The organism is Roseicella sp. DB1501 (genome assembly GCF_013112485.1).
Classification (GTDB): domain Bacteria; phylum Pseudomonadota; class Alphaproteobacteria; order Acetobacterales; family Acetobacteraceae; genus Paracraurococcus.
In genome coordinates this window covers 318,977-334,229 of record NZ_JABFHG010000001.1, presented here as the reverse complement: position 1 = coordinate 334,229, position 15,253 = coordinate 318,977, and the positions used below count along the sequence as shown (strand labels likewise).

16 protein-coding genes and 1 pseudogene are annotated in these 15,253 nt (G+C 72.0%); 5 read left to right on the top strand and 12 right to left on the bottom strand.

Features of this window, described 5'->3' with window-relative positions; all coding sequences use genetic code 11:
- Positions 1 to 30: 30 nt before the first annotated feature.
- Positions 31 to 561 carry an RNA polymerase sigma factor gene (locus tag HJG45_RS01625; protein ID WP_171610320.1) on the top strand — a complete coding sequence of 177 codons (531 nt, stop codon included), beginning with the start codon at positions 31 to 33 and terminating at the stop codon, positions 559 to 561.
- A gap of 21 nt (positions 562 to 582) precedes the next feature.
- Here the strand turns inward: HJG45_RS01625 and HJG45_RS01620 are convergent, their stop codons facing one another.
- Entirely contained in the window at positions 583 to 747 is a 165-nt protein-coding gene (locus tag HJG45_RS01620) for a hypothetical protein (RefSeq protein WP_171610319.1), read from the bottom strand.
- A gap of 256 nt (positions 748 to 1,003) precedes the next feature.
- Here HJG45_RS01620 and HJG45_RS01615 point away from each other — a divergent pair, with 256 nt between their 5' ends.
- A complete protein-coding gene (locus tag HJG45_RS01615) occupies positions 1,004 to 2,221 on the top strand; it encodes a methyltransferase (protein WP_171610318.1) in 1,218 nt (405 codons plus the stop codon).
- Between the two features lie 9 nt (positions 2,222 to 2,230).
- Here HJG45_RS01615 and HJG45_RS01610 read toward each other — a convergent pair whose 3' ends face one another.
- Positions 2,231 to 2,917: an RraA family protein gene (locus tag HJG45_RS01610; RefSeq protein WP_171610317.1), complete on the bottom strand. Its 687-nt coding sequence runs from the start codon at positions 2,915 to 2,917 to the stop codon at positions 2,231 to 2,233.
- A 141-nt stretch (positions 2,918 to 3,058) separates the two neighbouring features.
- Between HJG45_RS01610 and HJG45_RS01605 the strand changes: the two genes are divergently transcribed.
- Both HJG45_RS01605 and HJG45_RS01600 read left to right on the top strand, forming a co-directional pair.
- Positions 3,059 to 3,604, top strand: a complete 546-nt coding sequence (locus HJG45_RS01605; RefSeq protein ID WP_171610316.1) for an ester cyclase — start codon at positions 3,059 to 3,061, stop codon at positions 3,602 to 3,604.
- Positions 3,605 to 3,658: 54 nt separating this feature from the next.
- Positions 3,659 to 3,979: pseudogene (locus tag HJG45_RS01600) on the top strand (transposase); the annotation flags it as partial.
- A gap of 211 nt (positions 3,980 to 4,190) precedes the next feature.
- Here HJG45_RS01600 and HJG45_RS01595 read toward each other — a convergent pair.
- Entirely contained in the window at positions 4,191 to 5,162 is a 972-nt protein-coding gene (locus HJG45_RS01595) for an OBAP family protein (protein WP_254452218.1), read from the bottom strand.
- A 438-nt stretch (positions 5,163 to 5,600) separates the two neighbouring features.
- Here HJG45_RS01595 and HJG45_RS29140 point away from each other — a divergent pair, with 438 nt between their 5' ends.
- Positions 5,601 to 5,813, top strand: a complete 213-nt coding sequence (locus HJG45_RS29140) for a DUF2934 domain-containing protein (protein WP_174890347.1) — start codon at positions 5,601 to 5,603, stop codon at positions 5,811 to 5,813.
- A 135-nt stretch (positions 5,814 to 5,948) separates the two neighbouring features.
- Here HJG45_RS29140 and HJG45_RS29135 read toward each other — a convergent pair whose 3' ends face one another.
- The 9 genes from HJG45_RS29135 to HJG45_RS01545 form a co-directional block, all read right to left on the bottom strand.
- A complete protein-coding gene (locus tag HJG45_RS29135; protein WP_302479697.1) occupies positions 5,949 to 6,173 on the bottom strand; it encodes a DUF4112 domain-containing protein in 225 nt (74 codons plus the stop codon).
- Positions 6,112 to 7,365 carry a PHB depolymerase family esterase gene (locus HJG45_RS01580; protein WP_171610313.1) on the bottom strand — a complete coding sequence of 418 codons (1,254 nt, stop codon included), beginning with the start codon at positions 7,363 to 7,365 and terminating at the stop codon, positions 6,112 to 6,114. The genes HJG45_RS29135 and HJG45_RS01580 overlap by 62 nt, the downstream gene beginning before the upstream one ends.
- A gap of 150 nt (positions 7,366 to 7,515) precedes the next feature.
- Positions 7,516 to 7,938, bottom strand: a complete 423-nt coding sequence (locus HJG45_RS01575) for a CopG family transcriptional regulator (RefSeq protein ID WP_171610312.1) — start codon at positions 7,936 to 7,938, stop codon at positions 7,516 to 7,518.
- Positions 7,939 to 8,360: 422 nt separating this feature from the next.
- Positions 8,361 to 10,151, bottom strand: coding sequence for a hypothetical protein (locus HJG45_RS01570; RefSeq protein WP_171610311.1), 1,791 nt, complete (start codon positions 10,149 to 10,151; stop codon positions 8,361 to 8,363).
- A gap of 70 nt (positions 10,152 to 10,221) precedes the next feature.
- The gene (locus tag HJG45_RS01565; RefSeq protein ID WP_171610310.1) at positions 10,222 to 11,238 is read right to left on the bottom strand and encodes an NAD-dependent epimerase/dehydratase family protein; all 1,017 of its coding nucleotides are present in this window, start codon (positions 11,236 to 11,238) and stop codon (positions 10,222 to 10,224) included.
- Positions 11,235 to 12,344 carry a glycosyltransferase gene (locus tag HJG45_RS01560; protein WP_368040492.1) on the bottom strand — a complete coding sequence of 370 codons (1,110 nt, stop codon included), beginning with the start codon at positions 12,342 to 12,344 and terminating at the stop codon, positions 11,235 to 11,237. Before HJG45_RS01560 ends, HJG45_RS01565 begins: the two co-directional genes overlap by 4 nt.
- Positions 12,341 to 13,435, bottom strand: a complete 1,095-nt coding sequence (locus HJG45_RS01555) for a glycosyltransferase (protein WP_171610309.1) — start codon at positions 13,433 to 13,435, stop codon at positions 12,341 to 12,343. Before HJG45_RS01555 ends, HJG45_RS01560 begins: the two co-directional genes overlap by 4 nt.
- Complete coding sequence (locus HJG45_RS01550; RefSeq protein WP_171610308.1) at positions 13,432 to 14,043, bottom strand: histidine phosphatase family protein; 612 nt, start codon at positions 14,041 to 14,043, stop codon at positions 13,432 to 13,434. Before HJG45_RS01550 ends, HJG45_RS01555 begins: the two co-directional genes overlap by 4 nt.
- A 9-nt stretch (positions 14,044 to 14,052) precedes the next feature.
- Positions 14,053 to 15,174 carry an inositol-3-phosphate synthase gene (locus tag HJG45_RS01545; protein ID WP_174890346.1) on the bottom strand — a complete coding sequence of 374 codons (1,122 nt, stop codon included), beginning with the start codon at positions 15,172 to 15,174 and terminating at the stop codon, positions 14,053 to 14,055.
- Between the last annotated feature and the right edge of the window lie 79 nt (positions 15,175 to 15,253).

Below are 15,253 nucleotides of genomic sequence, written 5' to 3'. Positions count from 1 at the left end.
TTATCGTGCGAGAGGGGGCCGCTGTTTCGCATGCAGGAAGACAGGGCGCCCGAGGCGGACGCCTTCGCGAACGCTGTTGCCGCCGAGATCCCACGGTTGCGCCGCTTCGCGCGCGTGCTGGTGAAGAATGGCGACGCCGCCGACGACCTTGTGCAGGAGACGTTGGTGCGCGCCATCGGCGCGCGCGCGCAGTTCCACGACGGCACCAACCTGCGTGCTTGGCTTTTCACGATCCTGCGGCATGCCCGCGCTGCGGCGCTGCGGCGCGCCGCGCGCAGCCCCTTCCTCTCGCCCGACACAATGCCGGAGGCAGCGATCTCCGGCGGGCAGGAGGAGCGGCAGGCGATGCGCGATGTCATCGCCGCCTTCCGCCGCCTGCCGCCCATCCATCGCGAGGCGCTCTGGGTCGTGGTGGTGGAGGGGCTGGACTATGCCGAGGCGGCGACGGTGCTCGGCGTGCCGGCGGGCACCCTGCGCTCGCGTCTCTCCCGCGCCCGCGAGGCGCTGCGGCGCAGCGTTGGCCTCGATGAGCGCGAGGGCGGCGAGGTGGAGGAGGCCTGAAGGCAGGAGGTGATGGGAGCGCTATCCCGCGCGGGGCCGCAGGCCGAGGCTCGCCAGGAAGCGCGCCGGCGGCGGCTCCGTCAGCACATCGGCATGGAGATCCGCGAGGTGGTGGCGCAGCCAGTGATCGAATGCGGCGTCATCGGCCGGTGCCGCGGGGCGCGGCGGGGAGGCCGTCTTCTGCATATCCGTTCCAATGCCGTCCCGGCGCGCAGGTTCCGCGCGGGGCATGGCCGGGCGGGATCGGCCGGGTCCGGGCATGGGCTTCGGGTCGGCCATCGGTGCGGCGGCTCCGGTGCCGGCCAGAGGGCCGAGCAGAACGTAATGGTAGATAAACGACTCTTCTCGAGCAAGTATTAGTTACCGGGTCCCACCATTCCGCTCCGGCGCCGGATCGCTCCCCGGATTGCACCGCCGCCCCGGCGGCCGGCAGAGTGCCGCCATGCCCGAGGACCCGATCGCCCTGCTGCAGGCCGGCGCCGCACGCCATGCCGAAGGCGCCCTGGCCGAGGCCGAGCGCCTCTACCGTCAGGTGCTGAAGCGTCGCCCGCAGGAGCCCAACGCCCACAACCTCCTCGGCGTGCTGGCGCGGCAGCGCGGCGACGTCGCCGGGGCGCTGCGCCATACCGAGCGCGCCCTGGCGGCGGCGCCGGAGGAGCCGGTCTTCCTTGCCAATCGCGGCGCCGCCCTGGCCGAGGCGGGGCGGCTGGCCGAGGCGGTGATCGCGCTTCGCGCCGCGCTTGTCCGCCGGCCCGGGGATGCGGTGGCGCTGCGCAATCTCGGTCAGGCCCTGGCAGCGCTTGGCGACCCGGCCGCGGCCCTGCCGGTGCTCGAACAGGCCGCCGCCCTGCAGTCCGAGGCGCCGGAGCCGCTGCTCGCCCTGGCGCATGCCCGGCGTGAGGCCGGCGATGCCACGGGCGCGGCCGAGGCGGCCCGCGCGGCGCTGGAGCGCGCCGGGACGCGGCCCGGCCTCGCCGGCCAGGCGCGCTTCCTGCTCGCCGGGCTCGGCGCCGCCCCGGCGCCCGACCGCGCCCCGGCCGCCTATGTGCGGGGCCTCTTCGACCAGTTCGCGCCGCGCTTCGAGGCGGAGCTGACCGGGCGGCTCGCCTATCGCACGCCGGCCCTGCTCGCGGCGCTGCTGCCGGCGGCCGGGATTGCGCCGCAGCGGCGGCTGCGGGTGCTCGACCTTGGCTGCGGCACCGGCCTCTCGGGCGCCGCCCTCGCCCCCTTCGCGCGGCGGCTGGAGGGGCTCGACCTCTCGTCGCGCATGCTGGCCGAGGCGCGCCGCCGCGGCCTCTACGACGCGCTGCACGAGGCGGACCTGCTGGACTGGCTGCCGCGCCAGGCGGCGGGCTTCGACCTCGTCGCCGCCGCCGATGTGCTGAACTATCTCGGCGACCTCGCTCCGGCGCTGGCCGGCATCGCCGCGGCGCTGGCGCCGGGCGGGCATGCGCTGTTCTCGGTGGAGGCCCAAGGGGAGGCGGGCGAGGGAGCGCCCTTCACCCTCGGCGAGGCGCTGCGCTACCGCCACGACCCGGCGCACGTCGCGGCGCTGGCCACGGCGGCCGGCCTTGTCCCGGTGGCGCGGCAGGCGGCGGTGCTGCGGCAGGAGCGGGGCGCGCCGGTCGCCGGCGCGCTGTTCCTGCTCCGCTGCGGCTGAAGGCCCGGGTCAGCCCTCGAGGATGGTCGCCGCGGCCAGCAGCTTGCGCACCTTCTCGCTCTCCGTCGCGCCGGCTTCGACGGCGGCGACCGCCTTCGCCTCCGCCGCGCGCACCGCATCCAGCGCCCGCAGCACCGCCTCGGCCTGCTCGATGGGCACGACGACGACGCCATCCGCATCGCCCACCACGATGTCGCCGCTCCGCACCGGTACGCCGCCGCAGACGATCGGTGCGCCGACCACGCCCGGGCCGTTCGCCGCCGGCGAGGCGGGGACGATGCCGGCGGCGAAGCTCGGCAGGCCGGTCGCGACGATGCCGGCCCGGTCGCGCGCGAGGCCATCGGTGACGAAGCCGGCGACGCCCTTGTTGCGCATCATGCCGATGACGAGGTCGCCGATCACCGCCGTGGTGCGGTAGCCGTCATTGGCGACGACGATGACGTCGCCCGCCTGCGCCTCGCCCAGCGCGCCCATCACCGCGACCACATCGGCGGGATAGGCGAAGGCGGTGAGCGCCGGGCCGACGAAGCTGGCGCAGTTGGCATCGAGCGGCTTGATCTGCCAGTCCATGGCGCCGCGCCCGTCCATGGCATCGGCAAGATGCGAGGTCTGCGCGCCGCGGAAGCGTTCCAGCAGCGCCGGATCGGGGCGGCGATGGCCGCGATGGATCTTCAGCAACGGCGGGTTGTCGAGCATGGCGGTCCTCCCTTGGATGGTGGCGCGACCTTCGCCTGGCGCGCCGCGGCGTGCAACGGAGCAGCCCGCGCGCCGCCCGGCATTCCCGCGTCGTGCCGCCCGCCCTAGAATCCAGGTTCCAACCCGGATGCGGAGGCTTGCATGGCCGAACCCGATCTCGCCGCCCTGTGGGAGGCGCATTGCCGGCACGAATTCGAGACCCGCGACGTCGACGCCACCATGGCGACCATGGTGCCCGAACCCTATGTCAACCACATCCCGACCCTGACCGGCGGCGTCGGGCACGACCAGCTCAAGCGCTTCTACAAGTACCATTTCGTCGGCGGCAATCCGCCCGACACCAGCCTGACGCCGGTGAGCCGCACCATCGGCAAGGACCAGCTCGTCGACGAGATGATCTTCGCCTTCACCCACACCACCGAGATCGACTGGATGCTGCCCGGCATCCCGCCGACCGGCCGGCGGGTGGAGGTGCCGCTGGTCGCCATCGTGCGCTTCGAGGGCGAGAAGCTGGTGCATGAGCACATCTACTGGGACCAGGCCTCGGTGCTGGTGCAGATCGGCCTGCTCGATCCCGCTGGCCTGCCCATCGCCGGAGCGGAGACAGCGCGGAAGGTCCTCGACACCAGCCTGCCGAGCAACCGGCTGATGGCGCGCTGGGCGGAGAGCGAGGGCAGGCCGCCATAGGGACCTGGAGCGTATCGCTACCTGGGCATTTCGTATGATGAGGTGCGTTGCCTCCTGGCTGCGCAGGCGGACCGGCTGGTGGGTAGGCCGCGGGCGGCGCGGGTGACCGACGACACGGCGCTGCCGAAGAAGGGCGCGCTCTCGATCGGCGTGGCGCGGCAGTATTGCGGCCAACCGGGCAAGCGGGCGCGTTGCCAGGCGCTGGTCTCGCTGACTCTCGCCGGGCAGGAGGTGCCGGTCCCGTGGGGCTGCGGGTTCAGGGCAGTGCCCCGAACCGCGATCGAGGGATGGACCAGCGATGCCGAGCGCTGCGTGGCCGCCGGCGTGCCGGAGGACGAGGTGGTGGCCCGAGCCAAGGGCGAGATTGCGTTGGCCGTGCCGAATGGGATCGCGGCAGGCGGCGCCACGGCCTGACATGCGCTGGCTTGGCAAAGGCTGCATGTCCGGAGGCTGGCCTGAAGGCAGTCGGCCAACGCCCGCCGGCCAGAGCCGCATGCCCGCCTGCGTTGCGCGGCTGTCGAGAAGGTCGGCGATAGGGCTTCACGCCAAGGCCGACATCCATGTCTCCCGCGCCGGTTCGGCCGTCTCAGCGTGCCGTCGCTGCGGAACGCTCATCCACCACGCCGGGAATGGGCTGCGTCGGCCTGCCAAACCGACCCTGCAGCGCATCCACCCCGGCCTGTGGATGCGCGAGCGGCACCAGGTCCTGGCGCGCGCGGCGCCGCTCGGCGGTGTCGATGCCCGTGCGGCGGTCGCGCTCTTCCACGAGGCCGGGCCGCGCCTCACCCTCGCGATTGAAGGACCAGGCCAGGCGCGGCGGCCCGAGCGGCAGCGAGCCGCCTTCTACACCCTTGGCGGAGACATCCCAGGTGTGCCAGGTCTTGCCGTAGCTGTTCAGCTTGCTGGACATCAGCGCATGCTCCGCCGCGGCCGGGATGCCCGGCGCGACCAGCTGGCCGGAGAGGATTTCGCCGTTGTGGGGGTGCCAGTAGCGCCGCTCCTGCCGCGGCAGCTGCCCGAAGAGCCGTTCGGAGATGATGTACTCGATCCCGGTGAGGACGGCCGTGCGCGTGTTGCCGTCGAACAAGGCGCATTGCATCAGATCCTCGTTCACCACGTGGCAGAAGTGGTGTGCCTCGAACTGGTGCGAGGGATCGTCCTTCATCGGGTGGAAGCCGAGCAGGTAGACGTCGAGATTAGCCGTCGGTGCATCGCGCTGCACGGCAGAGGCTGCCGTTGCCAGAGCGCTGGTCCGTGCGCTCTCCGGCGCGCCCGCGGGACGAGCGGTCGAGTCCACCGCCCCGGAGCCGGTGCAGGCGGCGAGTGCGGCCAGGAGCGCGAGCGGGAGGCCGGGGACGTGCGGGGCGAGCTGCGGCATGGGGACCTCCACGGTGATGGTCGACCGATGCGACAACAGCCCGGCGCCGTGCGGGGTTGCCGACGGCGTACGCATGCCGCCAGCGAACGCACCTGTCTCGCTTGGCGTTCTGACCCTGCCACTGCGCCCGGTTCGGGTTTGCTGGTGGATGTGGAGGAAACGCATGAGGTCCAGCACCATCGCGGGTCTGACGCTGCTCGTCCCGCTTCTCGTAACGCCAGCTGCTCTGGCGCAGGCGCAACAGGGCGGCGCCGGTCGCGCACCGGAAGGCAACCTGCAATCCGGTGCCGCAATGGGTAAGGCGCAGGAGCGGTCATCGGGAACGGCGGGCACCGGCACTGCGGCCCAGCCAGCGCCCGCCACCCACAGCCCTCGTCCGGCAAACGCGAGCGACACCCCGGCCCGCAACCGACCGGAGGGCAATCTGGGTTCCGGCGCGGCAATGAGCGGCGCCCAGAGGAACTCGGCCGGTGCGGCCGCCACAGGCGGTGCGCCGCCGCCGACGGCTCCGGCACCCGCCTCCAGCCCACGATAGCCGGACTCAGGACATCGCCCCGCCTCTCTCGGACGAGGCGGGGCTCGGCGAGGCAGCGAGATCTGACGAACCGGGCTCGCTCCTTGCGTCCCCATGCTCGAGAAGGAAGAGGAAAACCCATATCCGACACCGAACAGGATCTTGAGCGGCGGATCCGAGAGCGGGCCTACGCGCTCTGGGAGGAGGACGGCCGTCCCGATGGGCGGGCAGACGAGTACTGGGAGCGGGCGCGCCGGTTCATAGAGGCGGAGGACGATCCCAAGGGCCCCGACATGGTCGCCGACCCACCGCTCTGAGGCGGGCGCCGGCGCCCTGCGGTGTCGCGGCCCTTTAGCCTTGCAGGACTGGCTGGCGCAGTGTCGGAGCGGTGAACGGCCGGCGCTGTGGTCACGGCGATACGGCGGCGGCAACAGGGTCGTTAGCACACGGCTTCATACGTAACCCTGCATTTCGTTGTGGCGGCGGTTGGCCCGGAAGAACGCGTCGCCGACCACACCCGCCACCGGCGTCGCGCCGATCAGGCCATCCAGCCTCACATTGCCGATCATGCGCAGCACCGTCCCGATCGAGACGCCCGGGCCTGCCCTGGCCCGATCATGCCGAGGCGGCGGCGTGTGGATGCTCGAGGAAGAACCGGAGCATCTCGCGCGACGCATCCGGGCCGCGCGGATCGGTGTAGGACCCGGCGGCGCTGCCGCCGGACCAGGCATGCCCGCCGCCATGGACCAGCCATTGCTCGAGCACCGGCTGGTCGTTGGCGTCCAGGTGGAGGGTGCGGGTATAGGCATGGCCGTCGGGCACCTGGCCGCGCTGCACGGTGGTCCGCAACTCGCCCGCTGCGGATTGGGCGATGACCTGGTCGCCGTTGCGCGGGTTCACCGTGTGGTCCCGGTCCGCATGGAAGACGATGGTCGGGACGATGCGCCGGTTGCTGTTGGCGGCCGGGCCCTGGCCGGGTCGCCGCAGCCCGCCGGCGCCCTGCCGCATGGCGGCGAAGGCCGAGGGCATGTCGTGCGCCGCGCCGCAGGCGAGGCCGGAATGCACGCCCACCGCGGCGTAGAGATCGGGATAGGCCTGCGCCATGATGGCGGCCGCGGCGCCGCCGGCGGACAGCCCGGCGACGTAGACCCGCCGCGGGTCGACGGCGTGGTCGCGCATGACCTGGCGGGTGATGCCGGCGATCAGGGCTGGTTCGCCCCGGTCGCGTTGCTGGTCACCGGGGCTGAACCAGTTCCAGCATTTCTGCGCATTGGCCGCCTGGGTCTGGCCAGGATAGACGATCAGGCAGCCATGCTCCTCGGCCAGGGCGTTCATCCGCGTGCCGGCGGCGAAGTCGTCGGGCGACTGGGTGCAGCCGTGCAGCATGACAACCAGCGGCGCCGCCGCGCCGCGATGCGTGCCGGGGATGTAGAGTTTGTAGCCACGGCTCCCGGTCTCACCGGTGAAGCGCCCGGCCAGGAACCTGGCCCCGTCCGGCAGCGGCTCGGCCCGTGCCATGCCCCCCTGCGCCAGGCCGCCCTGATGGATCCGGTCGAGGACGCCGCGCAATGCTTCCGGCATTCGCGGCGGAGCGGTCGTCCCCACGCCGCCGGCGGGCCGCTGGAACGCCGCCGCGCGCGGCGCCGTGGCGGCTGGCGCCGACGCCTCGCCCGTCGCGGGATCGATGTCGATGATGCGCGGCTGGCGCACGGGCGCCGGGTCCGCCGCGGTCCCCGGGCTGGCCGGTGCGGCGCCGGCCGGCACCTCGCCTTGCAGCAGGCGCTGCAGGAGGGCGGTGGCTTCGGTCAGCTTGCCGTCGCGGGTGAGGCGGGTCGCCTCGAGCATGGAGGCCGGGAGGATCGCGGTCATGTCTGCTGCTTTCGATGCGCGGGTAGGGGCCTGCCCTGGTCGCGAGCGAGCCAGGCCGGCATCCCCGCCTGGGATGCCGGTGATGGAAGCGGATGGTCGCCGTGCCGCCGGTTGCCGGCGGTCAGCGGAATACGGTCCGGGCTGGTCCGGTCAGCGGGTTCGGTCGGCGAGCGCGGCCTTCACCGCGGCGCTGGCCTGCAGCGTGCCCAGGACGGAGATCGAGGCGATCGTCGCCTGGGCGAGCTCCGGCGTGACATCGGCGGCGATGCTGGCGAGCCCGAGCACCCGGATGTCGAGCCGCTGCTCCGCCGCGCGCGCCGCCTCGAGATCCGCGCGGCTGAAATGCCGCAGCCCGAGATCCAGGCTTTTCCGGGCGACCGCCTGCCGGGTGGCATCGGCATGCCGTTCGATCTGGTTGCGGATGGCGGTGCGGATGAAGTCGGTGCGGTTCGAGTAGAAGCCGTCCTGGACCAACAGGTCGATATGGCCGAGATCGACATAGCCGAGGTTGATGGTGATCTTCTCGGTGTCGCTGCCGGTTTTGGGCCGGAGCTCATGCACATTGCCCGCCATCCGCTATCACTCCATCACCATCTGACTGGATGGTATATGGATGGTGATAAGCTGGCTGCAAGGGCAGGAGCCGCGGGCAGGGTGCCGTTGCCGTGGCATGCGGGGAGGCGTCCGGCTGGGCCAGGACCCGCACCGGGCTGCGCAAGGCCCGGCACCGCGGCCTGCCCAAGGCCGGCTGGCCGTTCACCCTCGCCATGGCCGCGTACAAGCTGGTCGGTTGCTCAGGCTGCCTGGCGCAGCGGCGTGACACCCGATGACCGCCCGCATGACGCGCTTCAAGGAGAAAAAGGCGCTCCACTCCCGCGCGGCAGCAGGCTTTTCAGCAGCCTGCTGGAGCGTGATCGCTTGAGGTGGAAACGCCGAAAAGGGTCAATCACGCGATCAAACAACGGCCTGGATCATGGTCCAAAGGCCGAGCGATCCTAAGCAGGGTACCAAAGCGCCGTGGCGCAAAGACTGGAGGACAGAACGCTGCGCAGCCTGGCTTCGTAGCAATGAGCGGCGGCGGCGGCGCGTGCCTTGTCTTGTGGACAGACTGACGCATCAGCCGCCATGCTGTAGTAGCCCATTTGAAAAGCCAGGTAGCAGGGCGTCAGGAACGCGATCAAGACCGGCAGGGGCGCAACGCCGGCCTCCTGCGCGACGATCGCGCGGAGGCTCTCCGCCTCCGCTGGCGAGAGCGACCATTCGACGCGGGCGCCGACGATGTCCCAGGCGATGTCCTGGCAGCCGACGAGGTCATGCGCGTCCGCGTGGTCCAGCGCGTCGGTCTTCAGCAGGCCGCCTCCCGGGCGCAGCAACCATTCCCAGACATGCATGCGGTTGTCGGTCCAGACCGGGCGACGCTGGCGTTCCAGCCCGGGGATGGCCGGGCGCAGCGCGTCGAGGGGGCGGGCCTCCGCCTCGCCCAGAACCATGGAGGCGTTGTGGCGCGCCATCTGCCAAAGGCTGTCGAGCGAGGCGCCCGCCGCGGCCGGGGCGGGAAAATGCCGCGCGCGAAAGCCGAGATACCGGCCCAGCCGTTCCACCAGCCGGTCCCGCGGCAAGGCGGCGGGCACCGGAAGAACCGCGTCCTCGATATGCCGCTCGACCAGGAAGCCGTGGCAGAGGCCCACCGGCTCGGGCGTGAAGCCCGCGACGTGCAGAAGCTGGGCGCGGCGCAGCCGCGCCGTCGCGGCCCGGCCCAGCCCGGCGAATTTCAGTCGCCAGCTCCCGCCCTCGGCGCGCAGCAGGAATTTCCGGCGCTCCATATAGGGATGAATGGGCGGCCATTGGGCGTGCGGCAGGCCACGCGCCGCCCGCCAGGCGCCGCCGGAGAGATCCTGCAGCGGCGCCTCCGCCACGCCGAGGAGATCCGCGGCCCAGCGGCCCAGCCGATGCTCGGCGCGGGGCGAGTGCAGCAGGTCATCGAACCGTGCCGGGTGCCGCTGCAGGCCTGGCCAGCGCGCGCGCAGCGTCGGGCTCGCCTGGCCGCCGGGCGGCCCCGCATGGCCGGGCAGCAAATGAATGCGCGCCGCGGGGATGCCTGTGCCCTCCAGCAGGTCGAGCCCCGCCGCGAAGCTGCTGCCGGACAGGCCCGGCCCTTCATCCACCAGGGCGAAGCGGGCGGCGGGGTCGGCGAGGATGGCGGCGCGCAGTGCCGGCGCCAGGTCGAGCCTCCGCTGAAAGGGATGGCCGGTCGGTCGCAACGTCCAGCACGCCGCGGTGCCGAGCGCCGCCGCGACCATCGGCGCCAGCACGGTGCCAATGCTGCGCAGGCCGATGACGCGAACCCGCCTCGGCTCCGCCGGCAGGGCGGCGGCGGCATTCAGATAGGCTTCGGGATACAGGGCATAGAAGGCGAAGCCCTCTGCCTGCCGGGTGTGGATGGCCTCCGGCAAGGCGCTGGCCAGGACCGTTGCCAGCTCCGCCGCCGGCCAGGACGCCAGTTGCAGGAAGCCGCTTTCCCAGGAGGCGCGCACCGCGCCGGCGAGGCGCAGCAGCAGCGCCATGATGGCCGTCTCGGACGGGGCAAGGGCATCGTGCCCCTCCGCAGCGAAGGCGGCGTCTGCGACTCCCTGGGCCAGTTCCCCTGCCTCGATCAGCGCGCCGACCAACGCCGTGTGGCGGGCCAGCCCCGACGGCCGGGACCAAGCCTGCCGCAGCGCCCTGGCCATCGCCATACGCTTGGGGTGTGTCGCCTCCAGCCGCGTCGTATCGCCGTAAAGCAGCATCTAGCGGTCATGGCTGGCGAGTATCGGCCGTGCCGGCGGCAACGCGCCGCCCGGACCGTCCATTCCGCCCTCAGCCCGTCTCCAGGTCCAGTGGCGCCGGCCGGCTGCGCAGCGCCGGCGCAATCTCGCGGCGGAACCAGGCGACCGTCGCCCGCAGCCCCTCCTCCAGCGGCACGCGCGGGTGCCAGCCCAGCAGCGCCTGCGCCCGGTCGATATCGGGGCGGCGACGACGCGGGTCGTCCGTCGGCAGCGGCAGTCGCAGGATGCGGGAGCGGGCCCCGGTCAGGGCCAGCACCCGCGTCACCAGATCGGCCACGGTCAGCTCCACCGGATTGCCGAGATTGACCGCGCCCTCAGGATCGGTGTCGCAGGCCATCAGCCGTGCCAGCCCGTCCACCAGGTCGTCCACATAGCAGAAGGAGCGCGTCTGGCTGCCATCGCCATAGACCGTGATGTCCTCTCCTGCCAGCGCCTGACAGATCACGTTGGACACCACCCGCCCGTCATCCGCGCGCATGCGCGGCCCATAGGTGTTGAAGATGCGCGCCACCCGGACATCGGCACGGCGGGCGCGGCGGAAGTCGAAGATCAGCGCTTCCGCCGCGCGCTTGCCCTCGTCGTAGCAGGCGCGGGGCCCTGTCGGGTTGACATGGCCCCAGTAGTCCTCCCGCTGCGGATGGACGTCGGGATCGCCGTAGACCTCGCTGGTGGAGGCCTGGAGGAAGCGCGCTCCCGTTTCCTCGGCCAGACGCAGCAGGTTGCGCGTGCCCATGACGCAGGTGAGCATGGTGTGCTCGGGATCCGCCTGGTAGTGCGGCGGCGAGGCGGCGCAGGCGAGGTTGAAGATCGCGTCTGGGTGCTTTCGCATCCTCGACACCGCCTCGGGCAGCGGCGCCGCGATATTGGCCTCGACGAAGCGGAAGCCGGGTCTCGCCTCGAGATGCCGCAGGTTCTCCCGCCGCCCCGTGCTGAGATCGTCCAGGCAGACGACCTCCAGCCCCGAGGCGAGAAGCGCGTCGCAGAGATGCGAGCCGAGGAAGCCGGCGCCGCCGGCGACGATGGCGAGTCTTGCCTTGCCGTTCTTCAACGGACCACCTGTGCGTCAGCGGGGAGGGAGGGAAGGGTGGACACGGACCGGAGATACGTCTCCAACGACGCGGCCCGATGCTCGGCGGTGTGCTCCGCCAGAACGCGGGCGCGCAGCGCGCGGGCCATCGCCAGCCGGCGCGGCTCCGGCAGGCCGAGCAGGGCATCGAGCACCGCTGCGGGCGTGTCGGCCAGCACGATCTCCTTGCCGGGCGCCAGCAGCGTCCCGATGCCATCCCAGATATCGGAGATGATCGGCACGCCGCAGGCCCCCGCCTCGAACAGCCGCACGCTGGGGCTGTAGCCCGCCTCGACCATGTCGGCGCGGGTGACGTTTAGGGTGAAGCGGCTCTGCGCGTAGAAGGCGGCATGGCCGGCCGGTGGGACATGCTCCAGCCGCTCGACATTTGCGGGCCAAACAATGTCGGTCGGGTATTGCGGCCCGGCCACCACGAAGCGCAATTCGGGGGCGCGTCGCGCCGGCTCCAGCAGCAGCCGCTCCAGCACCGGCTGGCGGTCGGGGCTGTAGGTGCCGAGATAGCTGAGATCCCAGCGCGGCGGCAGGTCCAGCGGCTGATAGGCCTCGACGTCGACGGAGCAGTAGAGCTGCCGCGCGGCGGGGGAACCGTACTCCGTCTCGAGCCGCCGCAGAACCGGGCCGCCGGTGAAGGAGAGATACAGGTCGTAGCCCGGGATCAGCGCGGGCGAGAGGTACTCCTCGTCGCCACGCCGCAGCTTGCCGAGCGTCACCGGCGTGTCGATGTCGTAGAAGGCGGTCACGCCGCGCGCCCAGTCCTGCACCAGCCGGCCGACCACCACGCCCTCGGGGACGTAGGAGCCGACGATCACCGCATCCGCCGCGGCGATGACCTCGCGCCAGCCTGCCAGCGCCGCGAGGTCTGGATACAGCGCCAGGCGGCAGAAACCGGGGGCAGGGAGGTCGCGCTGCGCGGCGTACCAGGGCATGTCGCGCTCCAGGAACAGCACCTCGTGCCCGCGCCCGGCGAAGGCGCGCAGCAGGGCGCGGTAGGTGGTGGCATGGCCGTTGCCCCAGGAGGAGGACAGGCTCAGCCCCAGCACCACCAAGCGCAGCGGCGGGCCCGTCACGCTGCGCTGCCCTGCAGGCGGCGCGCCCGTTCGCGGCGCAGCAGCGCATCCACCTCGGCGCCGCGCCGGGCATAGGTGTGCCCGTCCAGGATGCGGGCGCGCGCGGCCTGGCCGATCGTCCGCGCCCGCTCCGGGGTCAGCGACCGCAGATGCGCCGCGACCTCGGCGCCGTCGCGGGCGACGAGCACCTCCTCGCCCTCCTTGAGGAACAGCTCCAGCCCGATCCAGGCATCGGTGATAAGGCAGGCGCCGGCCCCTGCCGCCTCGAAGACCCGCGTCGCCGGCGAGTAGCCGGTGCTCGCCATGCTGTCGCGCGCAATGTTCAGCACCGCGAGCGGCGACGTGTTGAAGGCATTGTGGTCACGCGTGTAGACATGGCCGATATGGCGGACGTTGGGCGGCATCGCCTTGTCCTGCCAGCCATTGCCGCCGATCAGGAAGGACCGCTCCGGCAGACGCGCGGCGGCATCGAGGAAGAATCGCTCCACCCGCGCCTCGCGGTCCGGCAGACGGTTGCCGAGGAAGGAGAGGTCGGCGGCGAAGCGCCGGTCGGCCGGCACGGGGTGGTGCGTCTCCGGATCCAGGGCGTTGTAGATGGGAATGCAGCGCCGGGCGCCGAGCGCCTCATAGGCCGCGATCACCGGCGGGCCGCCGCCATAGGTCAGCACCAGATCGAGCGAGGGCAGGGCGCGGCGCAGCGGATGCCCCGGCTCGTCCCGGATCTCCGCCAGCGTCGCCGGCGCGTCGACATCCCAGAAGATCCGCACCGCCTCCGGCCGTGCCCGGGCCATGACGCCCTCCAGCAACGCTTCGTCGAAGACGCCGACGCCGCTGGCCTTCACCACCACATCGGCCCGCGTCGCCTCCTCGGCCACCGCGCGCATCGCCTCCTCGCGCGCCGGGTAGACGCGCACCTCGGCCCAATCCGGCGGCTCCATGTCGCGGTGCTGCTGCCGGTCGAAGGCGTCGGGCTCGTAGAAAGTGATCGCATGGCCGCGGCCGGCAAGGTCGCGCAGCAGGCCGCGATAATAGGTGGCCGCGCCATTCCAGTAGGAGGACAGCAGGCTCGATCCGTAGAAAGCGATCCTCATGCCGTCACCGCCTCTGTGCCGCACGCGTTCAGACCGAGCACCTTGCCGCCCCCCGGCCAGACCGCCAGCGCGCTGACGGAGGCGGGGGCGATCTCGAACCGCCAGATGTCATCGAGGGAGAGGCCCAGGAAGGCGGCCAACGCCGCCTTGATCACGTCGGCATGGCTGACAACGGCGACGCGCCCGTCCGGAATTGCGCGCCGCAGATCCTCGATGCCCGCTACGGCGCGCGCCTGCACCTCGGCCATGCTTTCCCCGCCCGGCGCGCGCGCCGTTCCGCGTGCCTCGTTCCAGCGCCGCCAGCGCGGGTCCGCCGCCAGGGCAACGAAGGCGACGCCGGTCCATTCGCCGACATCGATCTCGGCGAAGGCGGCCTCGGTGCGGAGCGGCAGGCCGAGCCGCGCGGCGAGCGGCGCCGCTGTCTCCTGCGCCCGCTCCAGCGGGCTGGCATGGACTGCCCCGATCCGCTGCGTCGCCAGCCGCGCGGCGAGCGCCGCGGCCTGGGCGCGCCCCGCCTCGCCCAGCCGCACGCCGGGCATGCGGCCGCACAGGATATGGTCCACCCGGTCATGCACGGCGTGGCGGACCAGGAAGACGGTGGCGGCCAAGGTCGCGCCTCACCCCTCGCCCGCCACGAAGCGCAGTGTCCGCTCACGCGCCTCGCCGTCGTGGAATTGCTGCGGCGGCGACTTCATGAAGTAGCTGGACGGCCCGACCAGCGCGCCGCCAATGCCGCGGTCCAGCGCCAGCTTGGCGCAGCGGACGGCATCGATGACGACGCCGGCGGAGTTGGGCGAATCCCAGACCTCCAGCTTCAGCTCGACATTCAGCGGCAGGCCGCCGAAGCCCGTGCCCTCCAGCCGGATCTGCGCCCATTTGCGATCGGCCAGCCAGGGCACGTGGTCGCTCGGGCCGATATGCACGTCCTCGGCAGGCAGCGGCACGTCGAGCTCGCTGGTCACTGCCCGGGTCTTGGACAGCTTCTTCGATTCCAGCCGCTCGCGCTCCAGCATGTTGAGGAAATCGGCGTTGCCACCGAAATTGAGCTGGTAGGTCCGGTCGAGCCGCACGCCGCGCTCGCGGAACAGGTTGGCCAGCACGCGGTGGATGATGGTGGCGCCGACCTGGCTCTTGATGTCGTCGCCGATGATGGGCAGGCCGCGCGTCTCGAAGCGCGCGTGCCAGTCCGGGCTGGAGGCGAGAAAGACCGGGATGCAGTTCACATAGGCACAGCCGGCCTTCAGCGCCTGCTCCGCATACCATTCGGAGGCGCGTTGCGATCCGACCGGCAGGTAGGAGACGAGGACATCGGCGCGCGAACGCTCCAGCGCCGCCGCGACATCGACGATGGGCGCGTCCGATTCGGTGACCCGGTTGCTCAGATAGCGGCCGATGCCGTCCAGCGTCGGGCCGCGCTGCACGATGACGCCGCTGCGCGGCACCTCGGCGAAGACCTGGGTGTTGTTCGGCTCGGCGAGGATCGCCTCGGACAGGTCACAGCCGACCTTCGAGGCGTTCACGTCGAAGGCAGCGGCGAGTTCGATGTCGCTGACATGGTAGCCGCCCAGTTCGACATTCATCAGGCCGGGCACGGGCTCGTTGGCGGCAGCATCAGCGTAATGCGTGAGTCCCTGCACGAAGGAAGACGCGCAGTTGCCGACGCCGACCAAGGCGACACGAACTTTTCTGCGGCTCACGCCGCCGTCCCGAGGAAGACGCAGCAGGGGCACGCTGAACATCCCGTTGCTGCAGCATGACGTTCCGCAATCATGCCCTCATCCCCATCATGACACTCCCCCGTGCCGGCAGGCGAAACAG

What these genes read in the sequence shown, in the direction of transcription:
- HJG45_RS01625 (WP_171610320.1), top strand. Translation starts at nt 31, where the DNA reads ATGCAGGAAGACAGGGCGCCCGAGGCGGACGCCTTCGCGAACGCTGTT.
- HJG45_RS01620 (WP_171610319.1), bottom strand. Translation starts at nt 747, where the DNA reads ATGCAGAAGACGGCCTCCCCGCCGCGCCCCGCGGCACCGGCCGATGAC.
- HJG45_RS01615 (WP_171610318.1), top strand. Translation starts at nt 1,004, where the DNA reads ATGCCCGAGGACCCGATCGCCCTGCTGCAGGCCGGCGCCGCACGCCAT.
- HJG45_RS01610 (WP_171610317.1), bottom strand. Translation starts at nt 2,917, where the DNA reads ATGCTCGACAACCCGCCGTTGCTGAAGATCCATCGCGGCCATCGCCGC.
- HJG45_RS01605 (WP_171610316.1), top strand. Translation starts at nt 3,059, where the DNA reads ATGGCCGAACCCGATCTCGCCGCCCTGTGGGAGGCGCATTGCCGGCAC.
- HJG45_RS01595 (WP_254452218.1), bottom strand. Translation starts at nt 5,162, where the DNA reads ATGGTGCTGGACCTCATGCGTTTCCTCCACATCCACCAGCAAACCCGA.
- HJG45_RS29135 (WP_302479697.1), bottom strand. Translation starts at nt 6,173, where the DNA reads ATGCGTCGCGCGAGATGCTCCGGTTCTTCCTCGAGCATCCACACGCCG.
- HJG45_RS01580 (WP_171610313.1), bottom strand. Translation starts at nt 7,365, where the DNA reads ATGACCGCGATCCTCCCGGCCTCCATGCTCGAGGCGACCCGCCTCACC.
- HJG45_RS01575 (WP_171610312.1), bottom strand. Translation starts at nt 7,938, where the DNA reads ATGGCGGGCAATGTGCATGAGCTCCGGCCCAAAACCGGCAGCGACACC.
- HJG45_RS01570 (WP_171610311.1), bottom strand. Translation starts at nt 10,151, where the DNA reads ATGCTGCTTTACGGCGATACGACGCGGCTGGAGGCGACACACCCCAAG.
- HJG45_RS01555 (WP_171610309.1), bottom strand. Translation starts at nt 13,435, where the DNA reads ATGAGGATCGCTTTCTACGGATCGAGCCTGCTGTCCTCCTACTGGAAT.
- HJG45_RS01545 (WP_174890346.1), bottom strand. Translation starts at nt 15,174, where the DNA reads ATGTTCAGCGTGCCCCTGCTGCGTCTTCCTCGGGACGGCGGCGTGAGC.